The sequence below is a fragment of the Tetzosporium hominis genome (genome assembly GCF_002265435.1).
GTDB classification, from domain to species: Bacteria; Bacillota; Bacilli; order Bacillales_A; family Planococcaceae; genus Chryseomicrobium; species Chryseomicrobium hominis.
Genome location: NZ_NOKQ01000217.1, coordinates 90,266 through 110,103, shown reverse-complemented (window position 1 = coordinate 110,103; position 19,838 = coordinate 90,266). Strand labels below are relative to the sequence as shown.

The 19,838-nt window shown below is 43.9% G+C and carries 22 protein-coding genes; 8 read left to right on the top strand and 14 right to left on the bottom strand.

Going from position 1 to position 19,838, the window contains the following annotated elements; translation table 11 throughout:
- Window positions 1-106: 106 nt before the first annotated feature.
- The 5 genes from CF394_RS09145 to CF394_RS09125 all read right to left on the bottom strand — a co-directional run bounded on the left by CF394_RS09145 (window position 107) and on the right by CF394_RS09125 (window position 4,225).
- Complete coding sequence (locus tag CF394_RS09145; protein ID WP_094943145.1) at window positions 107-553, bottom strand: Hsp20/alpha crystallin family protein; 447 nt, start codon at window positions 551-553, stop codon at window positions 107-109.
- Window positions 554-927: 374 nt separating this feature from the next.
- Window positions 928-2,175, bottom strand: coding sequence for an IS91 family transposase (locus tag CF394_RS09140; RefSeq protein WP_094943143.1), 1,248 nt, complete (start codon window positions 2,173-2,175; stop codon window positions 928-930).
- A gap of 87 nt (window positions 2,176-2,262) precedes the next feature.
- Window positions 2,263-2,646, bottom strand: a complete 384-nt coding sequence (locus CF394_RS09135) for a DUF3221 domain-containing protein (protein WP_094943142.1) — start codon at window positions 2,644-2,646, stop codon at window positions 2,263-2,265.
- A 332-nt stretch (window positions 2,647-2,978) separates the two neighbouring features.
- Complete coding sequence (locus CF394_RS09130; protein WP_094943140.1) at window positions 2,979-3,431, bottom strand: TraR/DksA C4-type zinc finger protein; 453 nt, start codon at window positions 3,429-3,431, stop codon at window positions 2,979-2,981.
- A 65-nt stretch (window positions 3,432-3,496) separates the two neighbouring features.
- Window positions 3,497-4,225 carry an SDR family oxidoreductase gene (locus CF394_RS09125; protein WP_165767522.1) on the bottom strand — a complete coding sequence of 243 codons (729 nt, stop codon included), beginning with the start codon at window positions 4,223-4,225 and terminating at the stop codon, window positions 3,497-3,499.
- Window positions 4,226-4,307: 82 nt separating this feature from the next.
- Between CF394_RS09125 and CF394_RS09120 the strand changes: the two genes are divergently transcribed.
- A complete protein-coding gene (locus CF394_RS09120) occupies window positions 4,308-4,952 on the top strand; it encodes a GntR family transcriptional regulator (RefSeq protein WP_094943139.1) in 645 nt (214 codons plus the stop codon).
- A gap of 29 nt (window positions 4,953-4,981) precedes the next feature.
- On the opposite strand, the gene brnQ is transcribed toward CF394_RS09120, so the two are convergent.
- Both brnQ and CF394_RS09110 read right to left on the bottom strand, forming a co-directional pair.
- A complete protein-coding gene (brnQ, locus tag CF394_RS09115) occupies window positions 4,982-6,328 on the bottom strand; it encodes a branched-chain amino acid transport system II carrier protein (RefSeq protein ID WP_094943137.1) in 1,347 nt (448 codons plus the stop codon).
- Between the two features lie 190 nt (window positions 6,329-6,518).
- Window positions 6,519-7,316 (bottom strand): alpha/beta fold hydrolase, encoded by a 798-nt coding sequence (locus CF394_RS09110; RefSeq protein WP_094943136.1) that lies wholly within the window; start codon window positions 7,314-7,316, stop codon window positions 6,519-6,521.
- Window positions 7,317-7,502: 186 nt separating this feature from the next.
- Between CF394_RS09110 and aroD the strand changes: the two genes are divergently transcribed.
- The 4 genes from aroD (at window position 7,503) to CF394_RS09090 (ending at window position 10,727) form a co-directional block, all read left to right on the top strand.
- On the top strand, window positions 7,503-8,237 hold the full coding sequence (gene aroD, locus CF394_RS09105; RefSeq protein WP_165767521.1) for a type I 3-dehydroquinate dehydratase: 735 nt from the start codon (window positions 7,503-7,505) through the stop codon (window positions 8,235-8,237).
- Window positions 8,238-8,323: 86 nt separating this feature from the next.
- Window positions 8,324-9,253 carry an ABC transporter ATP-binding protein gene (locus CF394_RS09100; RefSeq protein WP_094943133.1) on the top strand — a complete coding sequence of 310 codons (930 nt, stop codon included), beginning with the start codon at window positions 8,324-8,326 and terminating at the stop codon, window positions 9,251-9,253.
- Window positions 9,216-10,454, top strand: coding sequence for an ABC transporter permease (locus tag CF394_RS09095; protein ID WP_094943131.1), 1,239 nt, complete (start codon window positions 9,216-9,218; stop codon window positions 10,452-10,454). Before CF394_RS09100 ends, CF394_RS09095 begins: the two co-directional genes overlap by 38 nt.
- A gap of 66 nt (window positions 10,455-10,520) precedes the next feature.
- The gene (locus tag CF394_RS09090; protein ID WP_094943130.1) at window positions 10,521-10,727 is read left to right on the top strand and encodes a hypothetical protein; all 207 of its coding nucleotides are present in this window, start codon (window positions 10,521-10,523) and stop codon (window positions 10,725-10,727) included.
- A gap of 123 nt (window positions 10,728-10,850) precedes the next feature.
- Here the strand turns inward: CF394_RS09090 and CF394_RS09085 are convergent, their stop codons facing one another.
- Window positions 10,851-11,975 carry an N-acetyldiaminopimelate deacetylase gene (locus tag CF394_RS09085; protein ID WP_094943128.1) on the bottom strand — a complete coding sequence of 375 codons (1,125 nt, stop codon included), beginning with the start codon at window positions 11,973-11,975 and terminating at the stop codon, window positions 10,851-10,853.
- A gap of 4 nt (window positions 11,976-11,979) precedes the next feature.
- The gene (dapD, locus tag CF394_RS09080) at window positions 11,980-12,693 is read right to left on the bottom strand and encodes a 2,3,4,5-tetrahydropyridine-2,6-dicarboxylate N-acetyltransferase (protein ID WP_094943127.1); all 714 of its coding nucleotides are present in this window, start codon (window positions 12,691-12,693) and stop codon (window positions 11,980-11,982) included.
- 152 nt (window positions 12,694-12,845) lie between these two features.
- On the opposite strand from dapD, the gene CF394_RS09075 reads away from it, so the two are divergent.
- Both CF394_RS09075 and CF394_RS09070 read left to right on the top strand, forming a co-directional pair.
- Window positions 12,846-13,262, top strand: a complete 417-nt coding sequence (locus tag CF394_RS09075; RefSeq protein WP_094943125.1) for a DUF4395 domain-containing protein — start codon at window positions 12,846-12,848, stop codon at window positions 13,260-13,262.
- Window positions 13,263-13,365: 103 nt separating this feature from the next.
- Window positions 13,366-13,659 carry a hypothetical protein gene (locus CF394_RS09070; RefSeq protein ID WP_094943124.1) on the top strand — a complete coding sequence of 98 codons (294 nt, stop codon included), beginning with the start codon at window positions 13,366-13,368 and terminating at the stop codon, window positions 13,657-13,659.
- Between the two features lie 164 nt (window positions 13,660-13,823).
- Here CF394_RS09070 and CF394_RS09065 read toward each other — a convergent pair whose 3' ends face one another.
- Together CF394_RS09065 and CF394_RS09060 are read right to left on the bottom strand one after the other, a co-directional pair.
- The gene (locus tag CF394_RS09065; protein ID WP_094943122.1) at window positions 13,824-14,294 is read right to left on the bottom strand and encodes a hypothetical protein; all 471 of its coding nucleotides are present in this window, start codon (window positions 14,292-14,294) and stop codon (window positions 13,824-13,826) included.
- Complete coding sequence (locus CF394_RS09060) at window positions 14,291-15,010, bottom strand: YebC/PmpR family DNA-binding transcriptional regulator (protein WP_094943121.1); 720 nt, start codon at window positions 15,008-15,010, stop codon at window positions 14,291-14,293. The genes CF394_RS09065 and CF394_RS09060 overlap by 4 nt, the downstream gene beginning before the upstream one ends.
- 107 nt (window positions 15,011-15,117) lie before the next feature.
- On the opposite strand from CF394_RS09060, the gene CF394_RS09055 reads away from it, so the two are divergent.
- Window positions 15,118-16,398 (top strand): glucose-6-phosphate isomerase, encoded by a 1,281-nt coding sequence (locus CF394_RS09055; protein WP_094943119.1) that lies wholly within the window; start codon window positions 15,118-15,120, stop codon window positions 16,396-16,398.
- A 37-nt stretch (window positions 16,399-16,435) separates the two neighbouring features.
- On the opposite strand, the gene CF394_RS09050 is transcribed toward CF394_RS09055, so the two are convergent.
- The 3 genes from CF394_RS09050 to CF394_RS09040 all read right to left on the bottom strand — a co-directional run bounded on the left by CF394_RS09050 (window position 16,436) and on the right by CF394_RS09040 (window position 19,827).
- Window positions 16,436-17,053, bottom strand: coding sequence for an NAD(P)-dependent oxidoreductase (locus CF394_RS09050; RefSeq protein WP_094943118.1), 618 nt, complete (start codon window positions 17,051-17,053; stop codon window positions 16,436-16,438).
- Between the two features lie 89 nt (window positions 17,054-17,142).
- Window positions 17,143-18,780, bottom strand: coding sequence for a glycoside hydrolase family 13 protein (locus CF394_RS09045; protein ID WP_094943116.1), 1,638 nt, complete (start codon window positions 18,778-18,780; stop codon window positions 17,143-17,145).
- 18 nt (window positions 18,781-18,798) lie between these two features.
- Window positions 18,799-19,827, bottom strand: coding sequence for a LacI family DNA-binding transcriptional regulator (locus tag CF394_RS09040; protein ID WP_094943115.1), 1,029 nt, complete (start codon window positions 19,825-19,827; stop codon window positions 18,799-18,801).
- Between the last annotated feature and the right edge of the window lie 11 nt (window positions 19,828-19,838).

The window sequence follows — 19,838 nt, the reverse complement described above, 5'->3', positions numbered from 1 at the left end:
TTAATTCAGATGTTTATACCTATGAACTTACGCTACTGTTTCTCAATTAAAAAGCATTAGCACACCGGCATGTTGTTGTGCCAGTGTGCTAATGTACTGTCTTTCATTACTCGATCATGATGCGTTTAGAGGTGTCGACCTGTTCCTTTTTAGGTACCTTAATTGTCAACACACCTTCTTCTAGTTTTGCCTGAACACTTTCTTCATTTGCATCTGCAAGCAATATGCTTCGTGACATCTGAGCATATTTTCTTTCACGGTGAATATATTTTTTGCTTTTATTCTCTGAAACTTCTTCTTTTTCCACTGAAATGTTGAGTCTTCCTTCGTTAAGCGTAATCTCTACATCCTCTTTTTTTACTCCCGGAAGCTCTGCTTCAATTGTGTACTCTGTATCATTGTCCTGAATGTCAATCTTAAATGTATCTGCCGCTAAACTTCTTTGCAATGGCCAGCTACCTGTAAAAAAGTCATCAATCATGTTGGAAAAATCTTCAAAACCAGTATTCATTACATCATTTCGCTTTCTGTTGAATGGAATTAATCCTGCCATAATAAACACTCCTTTACTTATTTTTATTCTCATTATTAGCACTCTCTGTCGTTGAGTGCTAACTCTAATTATTATATACAACACTTTTCAAAACCTGTCAATATTTTTTTGTTTTTTTATAAGAAAATCCGGCCGATAAACCTGGCCGGACCTTTTTGATTTACTTCATATACGAGAATTTATAGTGTACCCCAGATATACCGATGTACGATTCCGGATACATACTGGCACCACAATGCTCACATTCAAACATAGAGGCGACGCTCTGGTCACCACCTTGATCCATGCGGTCCATCTCTCGGACCATATCGTAGGGTATAAGTTCGGTCGTCTCACAGAGTAGACAGATATATTTCACTTTAGCTGGTCTCGCCTTAGGCGAACTGGCTTTTTTCTTTTTCTTTCTGACCTTGCTGACTGGTGAGATAGCTGATCACCCTCTCTAAGTAGTTCCTTGTATTATCGCATAGGGCAATCCGAATCGTCAGTAGACCATCCTGTAGACAGACCTCTCCCTTGAACACGAAATGGTTCTCGCATTTTGGGCACACCAAAGGATCTGACTGATTGTTGACCAAGAACTTCTCACGCCAGTTTCGTCTACGGAGCTTCGCTCCCGTCTTCACAAACCATTGTTTGACCTGTTTCTGCCATTTTGTAAGCAGTGCTTTAACTTTCGCCTTCCGTCTTCTTGAATACATGCCGTAATGTCGGATTGTCTTAAACTGCTCATCCGGGATATGTCTGATCAATCTTGTGATAAACTCTTCGGATGTCACGATTTCCGTCTTCTCAAGACCGTCGGTCTTGTCCTTATATGTGAAAGTGACCATCTCACCATCATATGCCACAACACGATTGAGACCGATCGCTGGTCGTCGCATATAACGGCCAATATAGCGCAACTGTTCTTGAATCTTCCCCTTCTGCTTTGGGGCATGGACATAGAAACCGTCTCCATTGTTGTTGTAGGCGGCCTGTAATCTGGATTGGACTTGCTTTTTTTCTTTCGGACTCAGATTCTTACGAATCAATTTTAATACCACTGTCTGCCACTGTTTTCTCAACATCGCAAAAGGCAGGAAATCATAGTTCACATATTCTCCCTTAGAATTGATGCCACCCATCGTGACGAGCATATGGACATGAGGGTTGAAGTTGACCCGAGAACCAAATGTATGGAGCCCCGAAATGATTCCTGGCTCTAGCTTCGCCTTCTTCCAGAAGGATTCTTTGAGGAGTCGGGCAGCCTCATCCATCATCTCTTTGAGCAGATGCCGGTGTAATAGGAACACATCGCGCAGGCCTTCATCGATTGTGAAGATCACATGGCGATGGTTCACCTGTATCACTTCATTCGCTAAGATTCGGCTCCATTCCTCACTCTCACCAACTGAGCATGTCGTGCAAAATCTTCCTTTGCAGCGATAAGCAACCTTCTTCGTATTATTACAGCCTTCACAGACAAACAGTTTGAATCCGTTGACTATCTTTCCGCATCCTTGGAACTTCTTTATCTCTTTTAAGACCACCGGTCTGATTCGTCTTCCGTTCTTGTTCAAAAACTTCTCCCAGTGACGATTGCAATCAAAGAAAATTAGTTTCAGAATATTTGTCTCCATAAATAGAAAATACCATGAACACTGGGTTCATGGCAGTAAAAATTATATACTTTCTTATCTTTTAAAAAAGACCCCTCGGGGTCTTTTTTAATCCAATCCAGTAGTTGGTTCTACTGAGACTGCTGTACTTTGTCCGGGATAGGATTCTGCAACTGCTTCATGAGTGACTCGAACTTCATCCCCCACCTGTACCTTGTTTTTTTGATCCAACGTCACACTGAACCAAATAGCAGGAAGACCTGAATCCAAAATAGTTTCAGGAGTCAATCCGTCAACTTCTTCTGCAGTTCCCGATACGACTAACATCCGATTATCTTGGATAGCCAAAACATACCCTGTAAATTCGTTTGACCCTTCTGTTCCTTGTTGGGTCGGATTAGTAGCGAAGAAGGCGAAGACGGCTGCCATGATCAAGCCCACGACCACTATCACACCAATCACTAAGGCAATTGCTAACTTTTTCCCACTCATTTCCGGTCGCTCCTTAATCTCTTCGAGTAATCCATTCTGTAATAATGACAAACGTGATGACAACAGCAATGACTAAGGCAATAAACCATGTAGGCATATCCATCATCCTTTCTTCCTTCTAGTATAGGTGAATTTACGCCTAACGAAAAGGGAATGGGCTAAAACACAGAAAAGGGAGGTTCTCAATTAAGAGAAGCTCCCTTTTTATAGGTCATCTGGAGTGTAGGGGAAGCGTTCCGCGGGCGCGGGCTGAGCCTCGGTCTCAGCTTCCGCTTTTAATCCCGCTGGAGTCACCCCTACACTCTTTTTATACATGTTATAGCTTATTCTAGTTATTCTTTATCTGATGGCGAATCTGAACTTCCGAAATCTTCAACGTCTTCAAAGCTGTTGTCCATATCTTCTCGTTCAGCAGCCGCATCTAGAATCTTTTCTTCGATGGGACGGTGATCATCAGGTGATTGATCGGCATGATCTACACAAGTTAAAGCGGTTGGTACAATTTCAAGACGCTCATACGGAATAGTCTTTCCACAAACCTGACAAGTACCGTATGCACCCTCTTTCATTGCTTGAAGTGCTTCATCAATTGATTCAAGTTCTTCTTCCTCATGTCGCTCTAATGCCATTTGTGTATGTTGATCTGTTAAATCCGTTGCATTATCTGCTGGATGATTATCGTAATTAGAAAGTTCTGTTGTCTCAAACTCTTCTTGAGAATCATGGTGTTCTAAAATCTCTGCGCGTCGTTCTTCTAATTGCTTTTTAAGTGGTTCGTAATTCATAGCCCTCTTCCTCTCTGTACTCAATTACTACAGAGAATACCCGGTCTCGTTCTATCTAAAACAACTCAGTGTTCATAGAGCATCTTCCGAGTCATGCCACCATCAACCACAAAATTTTCAGCGGTGATGAAATCATTCCGTTCATCAAGTAAGAACGAACAGACTCGCGCGATATCTGAAGGTTTTCCTACGCGACCAGACAAGTGCTGCTCATGATCGATTGCTCGCAAATTCTCATAGTCACTTGTTTCAATCCAACCAGGCGCGATACTGTTGACTCGGATATGATAAGGCCCAAGAGTTCGAGCAAGTGCATGTGTCAATGCAACAATGCCTCCTTTTGAAGCGGCATAGGCTTCTGTATCCGGTTCAGACATAAAAGCTCGAGTCGAGGCCATATTCACAATAACTCCGCCTGAATCTTTCATCTCTTTGGCGACGAGTTGACTGCACTGGAACATGCTTGTGAGATTAGTCTGAATCACCTCTTGCCAATCCTCAAGTGTCAAACTGAAAAAGTCTGAGAACTTACTGATGCCCGCATTGTTGATTAACCCATACGGAGTGCCGTGTTCTTTGAAGACTTTCGCAAACGTAGCGTCTATTTGTTTGGCGTCCATCAAATCCAGTGGATAATACACACTGTTCTCTAATTCCCCCACTAAAGCTTGTCCTTGCTTTTCATCTCGGTCTAATAGAACGGTCGCATATCCTTCTGCATCCAAAAGCTGGGCAATCGCTTTCCCAATCCCATTTGCTGCACCTGTCACGATAATCGTCTTCACTTTAAACACTCCTCTCGTTTCCTCCACATCTTTACAGAATATATTGTATAATAGAACTATAGTGTGAACATAGAGGAAGGATTGTACCGATATGCCCATTCCATCAGATATGAGTAAACCAATACGTAAAACAGCAAAGCTTCACGCCTATCACCAGCTCTTGAACTGGATTATTGATGGTACGCTTCAGCCAGAAGAAAAACTCAACGACATTGAACTGGCACAAGCACTCGGGGTCAGCCGTACTCCGATTCGTGAATCGTTACAACTACTAGAGTCTCAAGGATTTGTCACTATGCAACCAGGACGTGCCACTCAAGTGACTCCGGTTCAAAAAGATGATATCAACCACCTGTTACCTCCTCTTGCATCGCTACAAGCGTTAGCAACAGAACTTGCAGCACCTCATATGACAGAAGAGATCATCGAGGAGTTAGAAGAGAAGAACCGTCAGTTTGCAGAGTCATTAAAAGCTAAGAATTTTACAGAAGCACTCCGAATCGATGAGCAGTTCCACCAAATCATCATTGATACGGCAAACAACCCGTATATCTCACAAATCGTAGAGATGCTACAGGCTCATGTACGCCGCTTATTCTATTCAGAGAAAATCATTTTACGTGAGTCTTCTATCGAGACGCATGCAAAATTAATTCAATTGTATAAAGAAAAGCAGACTCAGGAACTGGCAGCATTGATGACAGATAACTGGCTCTACACTTTAGAAGAACTATAAAAAGCTATGCCGCAATTGCGGCATAGCTTTTAGTTTGCTGTCGTAGGCGTTGAAGTCATTCGAGCTGTAACAATACCAATTACGACAATAATCAAGAAAGGAATTAACCATCCTAGTCCAAGACCATAGAACGGCAGGATAGAATCGTACACAGAAACGATTGACGCCAACCAACTTGGGGCTGCATCTCCGAAGAATCCTTTCAAACCATCCACGATACTAATTAGGAAGGTAACAAAAGTAACCGCTACAAAAACCCATCGTTGATGACCGAATAAAGGAGCTGCAAACGTCAACAAGATCAACGTAATCGCTAATGGATAAAGAAGCAATAGGACTGGAATCGAATACGTGATAATCGAAGACAGACCAAAGTTTGCAAATATAGTGGTGATTACTATGAAGAACACTACAAATGCTTTATAGCTGATAGACGGGAACAACGTATTAAAGTATTCTGCTGTAGCTGTCGTCAAACCTATCGCTGTTGTTAAACATGCTGCAATAATGACAACTCCCAGAACAGCAAGACCCATTGCTCCAAAGTAATAATCTGCCGCTGTGCTTAAAACTGGTCCCCCGTTGTCAAAAATTCCAAAGGCTTCAGTAGTTGTAGCACCAAGATAAGCTACTCCCGCGTAAATCAATCCTAGGAACAATACAGCGATTCCACCTGATTTCGCAGTTACTTTTAAAATTCCTTTCGTCGACGTAACACCTAGACGACGAATAGATTCGATTACAATAATCCCGAATACTAGCGATGCCAAAGCATCCATAGTGTTATAACCTTCTGTAAAGCCTGTCATAAAAGCGTTCGTTTGATACGCTTCTGTCGGTCCAGTAAATGATCCCACTGGGTTAAACAAAGCCGCGAGAATCAAAATAGCTAGTCCGATAATGATGATTGGAGCTAAGTATTTTCCCACACGGTCCACAATCTTCGTTGGATTTAATGACAACCAAAGAGTGATTCCGAAAAAGACAATTGTGAAAAGCAATAAGCCTGTTTGTGCAAAAGATTCGCTAACAAATGGCTGAATTCCAATTTCATAAGCTACAGCCCCTGTACGTGGTAACGCGAAGAAAGGACCGATAGTTAAATAAAGTGCTACCGTGAACGCAATCCCATAAAATGGGTGTACACGCCCTGCTAAGTCTTGTAGACTGCGGCTCCCTGAGAAGCCCATTGCGAGTGTTCCCAAGAAAGGTAATCCAATACCCGTGATTAAAAATCCTACTACTGCAAAAAATAACGCTGTCCCAGCATTTTGACCAAGACTAGCTGGGAAGATCAAGTTTCCAGCACCAAAGAATAGTGCAAACAACATGATTCCGATGACTAACTGATTCGAAAAGGATAATCGTTCGTTCATCTAAAACCCTCAACTTTCTATTTTCTAATTGATATATTGCATATTTGCTCAAGTTTCGATAATACTAGACAAAACATAAAAAAGCAACCATTATCAGTTTTTTCATACTTTTCACCATAGCCTTGCAATTTTTTACATAATGAAAAGGAACCAGAGTCATTCCAGTTCCTTTTTAATATGGAAAGAAAACCTACCTTTGTATAACATAGAGGCTGTTTAACCATTCTTTTAAAATGTCACTTAATTTATCAGGTTGTTCGTACATACTCATGTGTGCTGCATCCTCAATCACTTTTTCAGTAGCTTGTTTTGACTCTCCAATAAACATCTTATAAGAAGGAACCACCTCATCCGTTTCCCCTGCAACAAGCAGTTGCGGAAAAGTGGTTTCCGTTACAATACGACGGCGATCCTTACGGTCTCGCATTGCTCTTAAAAAGCGTATGGCTTGTTTGGCATCTGTTTTATAAGCAATATCAAGAGCCCGCTTCACAATTTTTGGATGTGTTTTCGCAAATTCTTTGTCGAATAATTTAGGAACTAAGCTTTCAACAAATGGTTCGATTCCTTCTTTTTGAATAGTTCGTATGGCTTTTTCACGCCCTTCTTTTCCTTCATCAGAATCTGGAAAAGCAGTAGAGTGAATCAATCCAAATCCTAAAACGTGCTCTGGATAGCGCTCTGCATAAGCAAGTGTCAAATAGCCTCCGAGTGAATGACCTATCAAAGTAATTTTCCCGAGTCCAAGCTCTAATTTCCATTTGTGAAGCTGCTCTACATAATCTTCAAGCGTGTGGTACTGCATCGGTTTAGAATCCCCGTGCCCTGGAAGATCTATGTAATAAGCATTATAATGTGGCTCTAAACTAGCTGCTACTGATTTAAAATAGTGGCGACTTCCACAAAATCCATGCAAGAAAACGACTGGTTCCCCTTCCCCTTTTACCGTGTATGCGATTCCGGAAGAAGAGAGCTCATGATGATTCATTCTATTACCTCCTTGTTTCTATCGAGTTGCGAACGTCTTTCACACCTAAACTATTTATATAGTTTTGTTATTCCCTTCTCTAAACCTTCTCACACATTAAATTTTCTGACTATTCTCCTTCTAAATGCCTAGTTTCAAACGACACTCTGTGCTAGGATGAAAGAAAACGAATAGTGGGTGAAAAAGGTGAAGACTGTTGAAGTACGCGATGTTCAGATTGGCCAAGGAAAACCCAAAATCATTGTCTCCTTAATCAGTGCTACGCGACAAAAACTACAACAAGAAATACAACATTTACTTCAAAAGCAACCCGACATTTGGGAATGGCGATTGGATTTTGTGGATGTGCATGATCAAAGTGACATCTTCGAGACCTTGTCATTAATCCGGGAATTGACGTTCCCTTCTCCCCTAATTGTTACATACAGAACGGTACAAGAAGGCGGCCACGGAAGGCTCCGCTCAGATGCTTATAAGGAACTTTTACTCCAAATCGCAAGCACCCAGTTGTGTGACTTCATAGATGTGGAATTGTTTTCGGAAGACGCAAAAGACTTGATACATGCCATCCACCAGGCAGGATGTAAGGTTATTGTCTCCAATCATGATTTTGAAAAGACACCTCCAAAAGAAGAATTAATTTGGAGACTTCGAGAGATGCAGTTTATCAATGGGGACATTGGCAAACTAGCTGTCATGCCGAAGCGCGCTCATGACGTATTGAGCCTCCTTGATGCTGCCGACCAGATGAAGACCCTCTATGCAGACCGTCCATTCCTAGTCATGGCAATGGGAGACCTCGGAGCCATCACAAGACTCGGTGGCCATCACTTTGGTTCTTGCGCTACATTTGCTGCAGGCTCCTCTCCATCGGCGCCAGGCCAATTACCAGTAGATTTAATGAAACAATTGTTACTATAACCTTTAGAGAAACCAGTTCGCTGGTTTTTTTTTTATGAAACTTTTTATTTCGTCTTCCGTACATTAAACAGAGAGGAGTGACTACGATGACATTGGTAATTGAAAATGTAACGAAAACCTATCAAAATTTTAAGGCTGTGGACCAGCTAAGTTTCACCATCCCAAAAGGCGAATCTTTTGGATTGATCGGACAAAACGGAGCAGGTAAGACGACGACCTTTCGGATGATTTTAGATTTGCAGGAGACCACTCATGGAACGATTAGCTGGGACGGAAAACCGATGAACGCCATCAACCGCGACTTACTTGGTTATCTTCCAGAAGAGCGCGGCATCTTTCCTACTATGCCTGTAGAAGAGCAGTTGTACTTTTTTGGAGAACTTCGCGGTAAAAAGCGAAAAGACTTGAAACCCGAAGTTGAATACTGGATCCAGCGCTTTGAACTCGATGAAAAACGGAAAGAAAAGGCTGAAAAACTGTCTAAAGGAAATCAGCAGAAAGTCCAACTGATTGCGAGTTTTATTCACCGACCGGAGTTTTTGATTTTAGATGAACCTTTCAGCGGTCTGGACCCAGTCAATAAAGACTTACTCAAAGACGCCATCTTACACTTAAAACAACAAGGAACAACGATTTTATTCTCGAGTCATCAAATGGATCATGTAGAAGAACTCTGTGATCATCTTTGTTTATTGAAGCGAGGAAAATCACTATTTTCGGGAAGCTTGCTTGATTTGAAGAAAACATACGGAAAGGTCAAGCTTTCGGTTCGGTCACCGCACTCAGCAGAAGAACTTGCACAGCAGCCAGGTGTCGTATCTGTCTTACAAAAGAAAGATCATGTAGTGTTGACACTTGAAGACGAGTCATACGGAGAACCACTGTTTCGCTATATCTCAAACGGCTCTTTTGTTGAGCGTTTCAGCCTTGATTACTTATCCCTGGATGAAATCTTTAAATTGAAAGTAGGTGAACCGGATGAGCAAATTTCTTCTACTCGTGAAGCAACTTTATAAGCAAAAAGTGAAAGCCAAGTCCTTCCTACTAACTATAGCTCTTTATACGGTCATCATAGCAGGTGTCGTATTTTGGAATAATATCAGTGAAATCCTCTTCAGCGACGAACCTATGCAAGTGGCGATTGTTGATGAAACGGCATCGGATGCAGGAACACTTATTGTAGAAAGTGACGATTTAGAAATAACCGAATTTGACGGCTCTTTAGATGAAGCTACTGAACAAGTAGATTCGGAAGAACTGGATGTTGCGATTCATCTCGAAGACAACGCAGGACAACTTGCAGCGACGATTTATACATACGAACCACTCTCTTTCACCACACAATCCACCTTATCTTCTCAGTTGGATTATGCAGGAAAGCTTTATGCCGTTCAGCAGATGAATCTCACTGCAGAGCAAGCTGAACAAGTGTTAGGAGCTCAAGCTTTTATTTCCTACGAAGTGGTGAGTGAACAAGCGACTAACGGTAAATCCGAAAGTGAAAAAGCGGCAGGTATTGGCGTCTCTTACTTTGTAGGGTTTCTCATTTATTTCTTCGTGATGACGTTCTTGTCGATGATCACATCTGATGTGGCTTCTGAAAAAGGCTCACGAGTGCTAGAAGTTTTACTTGCTACAATCAAACCGACGACACATTTTCTTGCTAAAGTGGTCGGGACTTTACTCGTCGCACTCACGCAACTTGCGGCAGTAGCAGTCGTGGCTATTCTCTTACTTACGGTGGCTGATGGCGGTGCTCAGTTAGAAGTACTTCAGACGCTTTTAGAGGATTTATCTGCGGCTTATGCTCTGTATACGGGTGCCTTCCTTATGATGACGCTGTTGTTCTATCTCATCTTTGGTGCTCTCCTCGGCTCCCTTGTCTCGAAAGTTGAAGAAGCGAGTCAAGCATTAGTACCCGCGATGATGATGGCGCTAAGTGGTTTTTACGTATTGATTACAGGATCCTTCAACCCGGATACGATGCTCATCAAAGTTTTCTCGTACTTACCTTTTTCATCTGGAATGGTGATGCCATTACGTATCGGTGCGACGGATATGCCGTTATGGGAAGCTGGACTGTCCTTCCTCGTTCTCACGGCAACGGTCGTCGGTCTGTTCTTCTTCACTATGCATTTCTATAAACGCAGTGTTTTGACGTACACGACAGGCGGTATTTTCTCGAAATTTAAAGCGGTATTTAAACACACGACGTGAACAGGCGAAGCTTCGCTTGTTCTTTTTTTTGTGAGCCCCCATACACTACGGATGAGGAGGAATTTCATGTGTGGTATTGCGGGGATTATCCACTACAGCAACCCCATTGATCCGCAACTGATTCAAAACATGACGGAGACACTTCACGCACGAGGTCCCGATGCGACTGGGTACTGGAACGATACGCATTGTTCGTTTGGTCATAAGCGCCTCATAGTTGTAGATCCGAGTGGCGGCGTCCAACCGTTTAGTTGGGGCAGCTACCATTTTTAGAAATGAAGCTAGATGTTCTAGAAACCTGCTTTGATGTCCTAGAAAACACGTCACTTGCTCCAGAACGACCGCTCACCCACCATAAGCAACAAAAACCCGACCACGAATGGTCGGGTTTTCTACTTACTCGGCCCGCGAACGGATCCAGCGTTCTACAAATTGAGCTGTAACAGGTAGCATCGCTTCGTCAGGTGCCATCTTGGCATGATGCAGACCATACTCTGTCTGCGCTCCTGCCCAGAACAGCACGCCAGGAATCCCAGCTAAGAAGTAGCCAAAGTCTTCTCCGGTCATCGCTTCTTTCGCCTCGCTATACGTCACATCTGGGTCTTGAACCGCAAAGTCTCTGAATACCTCAGCCAGTTCGTGATGGTTGTACACTTGATGATACGAAGAACCATAATCAATCGCGACTCGACAGTCAAAGGCTGCTTCGACTCCCCGGCAGATGGCTTCGATTCGTTCTTTAATCTGTGTCATGACAGCTGCGTCGAACGTGCGAATTGTTCCTTCAAGCCGAGCATGACCCGAAATAATATTCTGCACAGTCCCTGAAGTCATCTTGCCAATCGTGACTACACTCGGTTGAAGCGGATCTACCGACCGGCTGACGATGGACTGTAGTTGAATAAGTAGATGGGCTGCTGCAACGGACATATCCGTCGTGCGGTGTGGAAACGCAGCATGCCCTTCTTTTCCATGAAGATCAATATACAATTCTGAAGTATTGGCAAATAAGATGCCTGGTTTGGTCGAGATCACTCCTACAGGTAGTTCAGGTGCCACATGAAGAGCGTAAAACTCGTCTGGAACCAGTTCTGGATGCTGCTCTTTTACCCACGAAAGCATCGGTAGTGCCCCACCCGGTGATTCTTCGGCAGGTTGGAAATACACGAGTACGTCATCCTTCGCAGGACGCTCAGCTAGAGCCTCGACCAAATGCAACGCCACAGTCATATGAACATCATGTCCACATGCATGCATAAATCCTGCGTGCTGACTCGCATAGGAAAGTCCCGTCTGCTCCTCTATCGGCAAGCCGTCGATATCGGTTCTCCAAGCAATCGTCTTCGTAGGATGGGTCCCTTTGATTTTCACAATGAAACCTGTGCGCCAAGAAAACACTTCTAGATGCTGTTGAGGAAAAGAAGCCAACGTCTCCTCTATGAGTTTCTTGGTCTTCCATTCTTCAAAACCACGCTCTGGAATCTGATGCAGCCGACGACGAATTTCTAGTAGATTTTGCATCGTCCTACAGTTGGCGAAGCTCTTGCATGATTTCTGTTTTTGAACGCGTCTTGTCATCGATTTCTTTGATGACGCGCGCTGGTGTCCCGCCTACTACTGTGTACTCTGGTACATCCTTCGTAACAACAGCACCTGCTGCTACAACAGATCCTTTACCAATTTTCACACCTTCTAATACGACGGCGTTTGCACCAATCAACACGTCGTCTTCCACGATAACAGGTGTTGCAGATGGTGGCTCGATGACACCTGCTAATACTGCGCCTGCCCCAATGTGACAGTTCTTTCCGACAGTAGCACGGCCGCCTAGGATAGCTCCCATATCAATCATCGTACCGTCATCGATAGATGCGCCAATATTAATGACAGCTCCCATCATGATGATGCAGTTGTTGCCGATATGTACTTGGTCACGAATGAAGGCACCTGGCTCAATTCGAGAGTTGATGGATTTTAAATCAAGTAGAGGAATGGCTGAGTTGCGGCTTTCATTTTCAATCACTACATCTGTAAGATGATCTTTTGCAGCTTCTAAAGCGGGTTCAATTTCTGCCCACTCACCGAAAAGAATACGAGAATTGCCGTCTCCGAACACTTTTGTATGCTCACCAAATGAAAGATCTGCTAGGTTATCCCCGTTTACATAGACCTTCACTTGAGTTGATTTTTTTGCGTGTTGAATGTACGAAATGATTTCATACGCGTCTAGTTGCTTCATTGCACTACCTCCCTAAAGTTATAATGCCTATTGTACAAGAATAAAGTTAATTAATCACGTATTTTTATACATTTGAGCAAAGTCATTTACTTTCATCAAAAAAATTTGTATAGTTTAAATACTATAATTCATACAAGAATGGTGGGTTTTAAATGAAAACTATTCCAAAACCGCTTGTCACTCTCAATCAATGGATCATTGTGCTCGCTGTTGTAGCAGCACTCAGTATAGAGTCTATTTGGCCACTGTTAATTCCATTCCTAGCAAATGGCATCAGTCTAGTAACGGGCTTCCACCCTATCTTAGCTCCAGCTAAAAAATTATTAAAACAGCCCCTTTCTTCTTATGTTCAAGAAGATGTGGGACAACTTCGCTTCAATCAAATGATGGCTGTTGGATTTCTTGCAGCTGCCATTGTTGGAGGATTGATTGGTAGCACTGTTTTATTCGTAGCCGCTAGCATCATGGTCGGACTTGCTGCGTCCATCGCTCTTGCTGGCTTCTGTGTAGGATGCTTCATTCGCTTCCAGTACCAGCAATGGAAATATCGCCGTAGCGTTTCCTCATAATTTTTTAAATTCTGTTGACCGAAACTGGTCAGCAGTTTTTTTATGGGAACTTTTTGGTAGAAAGATGCGTATAGGTTAAAAACAAATGTATCGGAGAATTGCTATGAAACAAATTTTAATCGGACTTGTATTAGTAGCCGTACTTATCGCTGCTGGAGTTACTGGGCGGCTTGCCTATGTAGAAATGCGCGTTACAGAGTATTTGATCGAGCAAGAATCAATACCGGAAGAGTCGATTCTAGTAAGTGATTCGTTTATTGCGAACTTGCCGGGAGCAAGAAATTGGATGGTCGCAATTAAATTAAAGGATGACGCGCGCACTTATTATTACTACTCACAGAAAGGTCAGGTCTACATGGAATCTTACACAGAGAATGGGATTGAGTATGTGCAATGATCGTTGGGGTGTTTTGTGACCTTAGAGGCTTTGTTTGTGCCCTACATTTTTCTTTTGTGACTTGAGCGGGCGCGTTTGTGCCCTTTGGACGCTGGTTTGTGCCCTAAGCCCTTTTCCCCAACAAAAATCCCGGCTTCCCCAAAAGGTGAGCCGGGATTTCCACTTTATGCTTCTAAATCTTCTTCTTTTTTATTGTTCTTTCGGAAACTGATTCGTCTGAACAAGAACAGACCAATGAGGCCCAAAACGATAAAAGAGAATATCGAGCCGATAGACTGCGTAGAAAGCTGACTTTCCTGCACTCCCTGTGCGCTAAACTCAACACTTCGTTTTCCTACAATATAGACGCCTGGAGATTCTTCCACTGCAATCTTCTCGCTTGGGTCGACTCCTGGAATTTCATAGTAGGCGGTCCCCACTTCGTAGGCATTTGAAAAGTTGCCGCTATAAAACTCGGCGCGGTCTGCATATTCCGTGACCTCGCCCAGTTTCTCTCCGACTTCTTCCACCGTCTCACTGGATAGCTCATAAACGTGGTCTTCGTAGACTACAAAAAAGCTTGCGTAGTTCGCAAAAGCTTGTGCCGGCACGACTACCCAGCTCAGCAACACGAGCCATGCTAGTACTTGTTTCATTCGCCTAAGTCCACATTGTGATAGACTTGTCGAACATCTTCAAGATCCTCGATGGCATCAATCATCTTTTCAAATTGTGCTTGGTCTTCTGCACTCAGTTGAATATCGTTTTGAGCAAGCATTGTTAACTCTGCTACAGAAAACTCAGTTACGCCACTTGTACGGAACGCTTCCTGCACAGCGTGGAATTGATCTGGCTCTGCGTAAACGACTACAGTATCGTCTTCAGCCAAAATATCACGAGCGTCTACATCTGCTTCCATTAAAAGCTCAAGCACGTCGTCTTCCGACTTGCCTTCTACCCCGATAACCGCAGTTGCGTCGAACATGTACGATACAGAACCACTGACTCCCATGTTTCCACCGTTTTTCCCGAATGCTGCACGCACATCAGAAGCTGTGCGGTTGACGTTGTTTGTTAACGCGTCGACGATTACCATCGAGCCGCCTGGGCCGAAGCCTTCATAGCGCAACTCGTCATAGCTCTCTTCCCCGCCGCCTTTTGCTTTTTCAATCGCTTTATCAATGATGTGTTTTGGCACACTGTAAGTTTTTGCGCGCTCAAGCACCACTTTTAATGCTTGGTTAGAAACTGGATCTGGCTCACCTTGACGTGCAGCAACGTAGATCTCACGACCGAACTTCGCATAGATTCGGCTAGTATTGGCATCTTTTGATGCTTTCTTTTCTTTAATGTTATTCCATTTACGTCCCATAACTTGTCACTCTCTTTCGTTTGTGTCGCCTCCCATTATACACGATTGACCCCCTGTTTGTATGCTATAATGAGACCATAACCACTACATCCTAAAGGAGTTTTCGAATGACAGTTCACGTATCTTTCTCAGGCGATTTTAAAAGCCTGGTGACACCAGAAGCAACAGCTAAAATCACATCGATCAAACAAGCAATGGATGCTCGCACTTCAGCAGGAGCTGACTTTTTAGGCTGGAAAAACTGGCCGTCTGAAATGGACGCTTCCCTAGTGACTCGCATTCAAGAAACTGCACAAGCCATTCAAAAACAAGCAGATGTGCTTGTGGTCATTGGTATTGGCGGATCTTACTTAGGAGCAAAAGCCGTTCTTGAAGCACTTCACCAACCATTCCTAACAAATGAAGGCGTTGAAATCATTTTCGCAGGACATATGGTAAGCGGTGCCTACCTCAAAAACTTAATGACTTACTTGGACTCCAAAGAAGTGGCAGTCAATGTCATCTCGAAATCTGGTAAGACGACGGAGCCGGCTATTGCATTCCGCTTCCTACAAGACTACATGGAAACACGCTACGGTGCAGAAGCTGCAGAACGTATCTATGTGACAACGGATGCCGAAAAAGGTGCTCTTCTAGATGTCGCTAAAGATAAAGGCTATGCACGTTTTGTCGTGCCAGATGATATTGGTGGACGTTATTCCGTCTTCACCTCAGTCGGCCTACTTCCGGTAGCTGCTGCCGGATATTCAATCGAGCAGTTACTTGCGGGTGCGAAACGAGCAGAACAAGAGCTTGGGTCTGTAGATGCTGAGAAGAACTCAGCCATTCAGTACGCTTTGATTCGTGATCATCTCTACCATGCAGGTTACCCTGTTGAAATCTCTGCGGTATTCGAAGAACGCTTGAAATATGTGCAAGAATGGTGGAAGCAATTGTTCGGGGAAAGTGAAGGAAAAGAAGGGAAAGGAATTTTCCCAGCGTCTGTCGTGTATTCAACGGATCTTCACTCGTTAGGTCAGTATGTACAAGATGGAAAGCGCATGTTGTTTGAGACATTCTTAAAAGTCGAGAGTGTAGAAGACGACATTACGATGCAGCATGCTGAAAATGACAGCGATGAACTGAATTATTTAGCAGGCAAGACGCTGCATGAAGTAAATGATGCTGTTCAACAAGCTACAGCGGAAGCGCATCTTTCTGGTGGCGTTCCTCTAGTAACACTATCAATTCCTGACTTCTCAGAAGAGACTCTTGGTTACTTATTGTATTTCTATATGATTAGCTGTGCATACAGCGCCTACCTGTTAGAAATCAATCCGTTTGATCAGCCTGGGGTGGAAGAATACAAAGTAAATATGTTCCGTCTACTTAACAAACCTGGATATTAAGAAAAAGGCTCGATGAACTTCTGTTCATCGGCCTTTTTTAATACGCTACACCTAAGCGTTTGCGGAGTGATTGGGACTCGGTTAGAACGGTATACGCACAGTGTGCCGTATCGGCAGTAGAGATCTGCTTGCCTTCTACTGGCAACATGTCCTCTTCTGTCCGGTACTCCTGCGTTAGAGGCCCATCTGGCAAATAGGTTGGGCACACGATAGTCCAGTCGAGCGAGCTATCTCGGAATGTCTCATAAACAGCAGCATGTTGTTCCGCTGCGAATGTTAGCTTGCGATTCGACTCCCCGGATTGAAAGCGGTATAGCTCCGGTTGCGTGCGGCTTTGAAGAATACCTGCAGTTCCAATCGACACGACTCTATTTATGCCATGCTTCTCCATGTTAGGCACTAGAGCATTAACAAAGTCAGTTAAAGTAGTGGTCTTATCGGTTCCAAGAGCGCTAAACACAGCTTCTGCTCCTGCAAGTGTCTTTTCAACATCGGAATACTCTCGAGCGTCTCCTATATGAATAGTGAGTTTATCATGATCCATCCAATCCTGTTTGTTACGGACAAGTAACTGAAGCTCATGCCCCTGTCCAAGAGCCAATTCTACAAAGTGACGGCCCACTCGCCCTGTTGCACCAAATACTGCAATTTTCATAGCATTCGCCTCCTAATTTTAGTTTACCGAACTCCTCAGAGAAAACGAAAAGAAAACCCTTGTTCAGCTATAGGAACAAGGGTTTATCATTAAACTAATTTATAAACTCGTGCTTCAAAAGGCGCTAGTTCTAGCCCTTCAGAATCCGAATTGCTTAGTACGATTTCCGCATCTTGAATCGTTGATTCCAACGCTTCAATCGAAGCAGCTTCAGCTGTCAGATTGGAGACAATAACAAATGTAGTACCTTCTAAAGTACGTGTATAGGCATACACTTGTTTGTCTTCTTCAAGAAGCAGCTCGTAAGCACCGTAGATCAGCGCTTCGTTTTCCTTTCGAAGGCGAATCATCGCTTTGTAGTAGTTCAAGATAGACGCTTCGTCTGCTAGTTGACGGTCCACGTTGATTTCTGTGTAGTTCGGATTCATCCCGATCCAAGGAGTCGCTGTCGTAAATCCGGCATTCGCTTCCTCAGACCATTGCATTGGCGTACGCGAGTTATCACGGCTCGTCTGCCATAGATCTTGCATGATTGCTTCATGAGTGTCCCCGTTTGCCATACGCTCGCGGTACATATTCTTTGCAGACACGTCATTGTATTCTTCAATAGTCTCGAACTGCACGTTTGTCATCCCAATCTCTTGGCCTTGATAGATAAACGGCGTTCCTTTCATGAAGAAATACATTGTCGCAAGTGACTTGGCGCTCTGTGCCCAGTACTCTTGATCATTGCCCCAAGTGGAGACGATTCGCGCTTTGTCATGGTTCTCGATAAACAAAGCATTCCAACCATCTTCAGCAAGTGCATGTTGCCAACGAGTTAACACTTTCTTGAGCTCTAAGACGTTCAGTTCATTTCCATCCCACAGGCCGAGGTGCTCGAACTGGAAGATCATATCGAACTTGCCGTCTTGCTCATTGACCCACTCCAGAATCTGCTCGCTGCTGACCCCGTTTGCTTCTCCGACCGTCATGATGTCGTAGTTCGCAAACGTCTTGTCTTTAAGCTCTCCAAGGAATGGCATGATTCCTTCAACGTTCATGTATTTAGACCAGGCTTGGATGTAGTCTTTACCTTCTTCAGCTGGCATATCGGAGAACGTCAGGTCTTTTTTGATATGGCTGATTGCGTCTACACGGAATCCATCGATTCCTTTATCGAGCCACCAGTTGACCATATCGTAAAGCGCTGTGCGGACGTCTTCGTTTTCCCAGTTCAAATCTGGCTGTTTACGAGAGAACAAGTGTAAGAAATACTGCTCAGTCTCTTCATCCCATTCCCATGCAGAACCGCCGAAGATGCTTCCCCAGTTGTTCGGTTCTTTACCGTCTTTGCCATCTTTCCAGATATACCAGTCGCGCTTGTCGCTATCTTTTGACGCGCGAGACTCGATGAACCACTGGTGCTCATCTGAAGAATGGTTGATAACCAGGTCAATAATCAGCTTCATACCGCGCTTATGCACTTCTGCAAGCAGCGCATCAAAGTCCGCCATTGTTCCGAACTCGTCCATGATATCTTGATAATCGCTGATATCATAGCCGTTGTCGTCATTTGGAGATTTATACATCGGACAGATCCAAATGATATCGATCCCCATCTCTTGAATGTAGTCTAGACGGGAAATCAAACCTTGTAGATCACCAATTCCGTCTCCGTTTGAATCTTGGAAACTGCGTGGGTACACTTGGTACGCGACAGCTTCTTTCCACCATGTCTTTTTCATAGCCTGCCTCACTTACTTCTACCTTGGATTAAGAGATTGGCATGAGTCTCGGACAATCAATGTCGTGTCCACAAACTGATGGCTTGCCTCACTCTCAGGTTGTTTAATGCGTTTTAGTAACAATTCGGTCGCTTGAATACCGAGTTCAAAAATATTGATATCCACAGATGTCAAAGGCGGTTTTACATGCTCTGACAAGGCGTGGTTGTTGAAACTGATAATCGAGACATCTTCAGGAACCCGAATCTCTAGTTGCTCTAAGTAACGAATGATTTCATAAGCTACGGAGTCATCGTGGGCAACCAGTGCAGTCGGTGGCTGTTCTTCCTCCATCAACTGGCGAATAGCTTCTTTTCCATCTTGTTCGAATGCGAAGTCGTGGATGAAGTATTTCTCTTGATACTTCAACTGGTGATCTTCTAGTGCAGCTCGGTACCCCTCTAGACGGTCTGCCGATACTACGAAGCGAACATCTCCCCCGATGAAGGCGATTTCGCGGTGCCCAAGATCCATCAAGTAGTTCACGACATCTTTAGCAATCTGCTTATTGTCGTTATCCACAAAATCGATTTGATTTTCAAAATCATAAGGACGTCCCACGATGGTAAACGGGAACTTCATTTCTCGTAAGTAGTTTAGAGTCTTATCGTCAACGCGTGAGTACAACAAGATCACACCATCTACTTTTCGTCCCTGGACCATCGCGACAACTTCTTGGAAGATTTCTTCTTCCGTTCCTCCTGTAGACAAGTACAGACCTAGCTGACAGGCATGTGCTGTTGTTGAGATGCCACGAATGACTTCTGGAAAGAACGGATTTTGGAACGCGAGTGTCGCTGAATTGGCCATCACGACACCAATGGTCTGGGTCGTGCGAGCAGCCAAGTTGCGGGCTTGAAAGTTTGGATAGTAATGCATACGTTCCATGACTTCCCGAACTTTCTTTTTCGTTTTCTCGCTGATGCGAGGGTGATCCGCGATAACCCGTGAAACGGTGGAAGGAGAGACATTGGCCTCTCGTGCTACGTCAATGATCGTAACAGCCATGCGAACCCCTT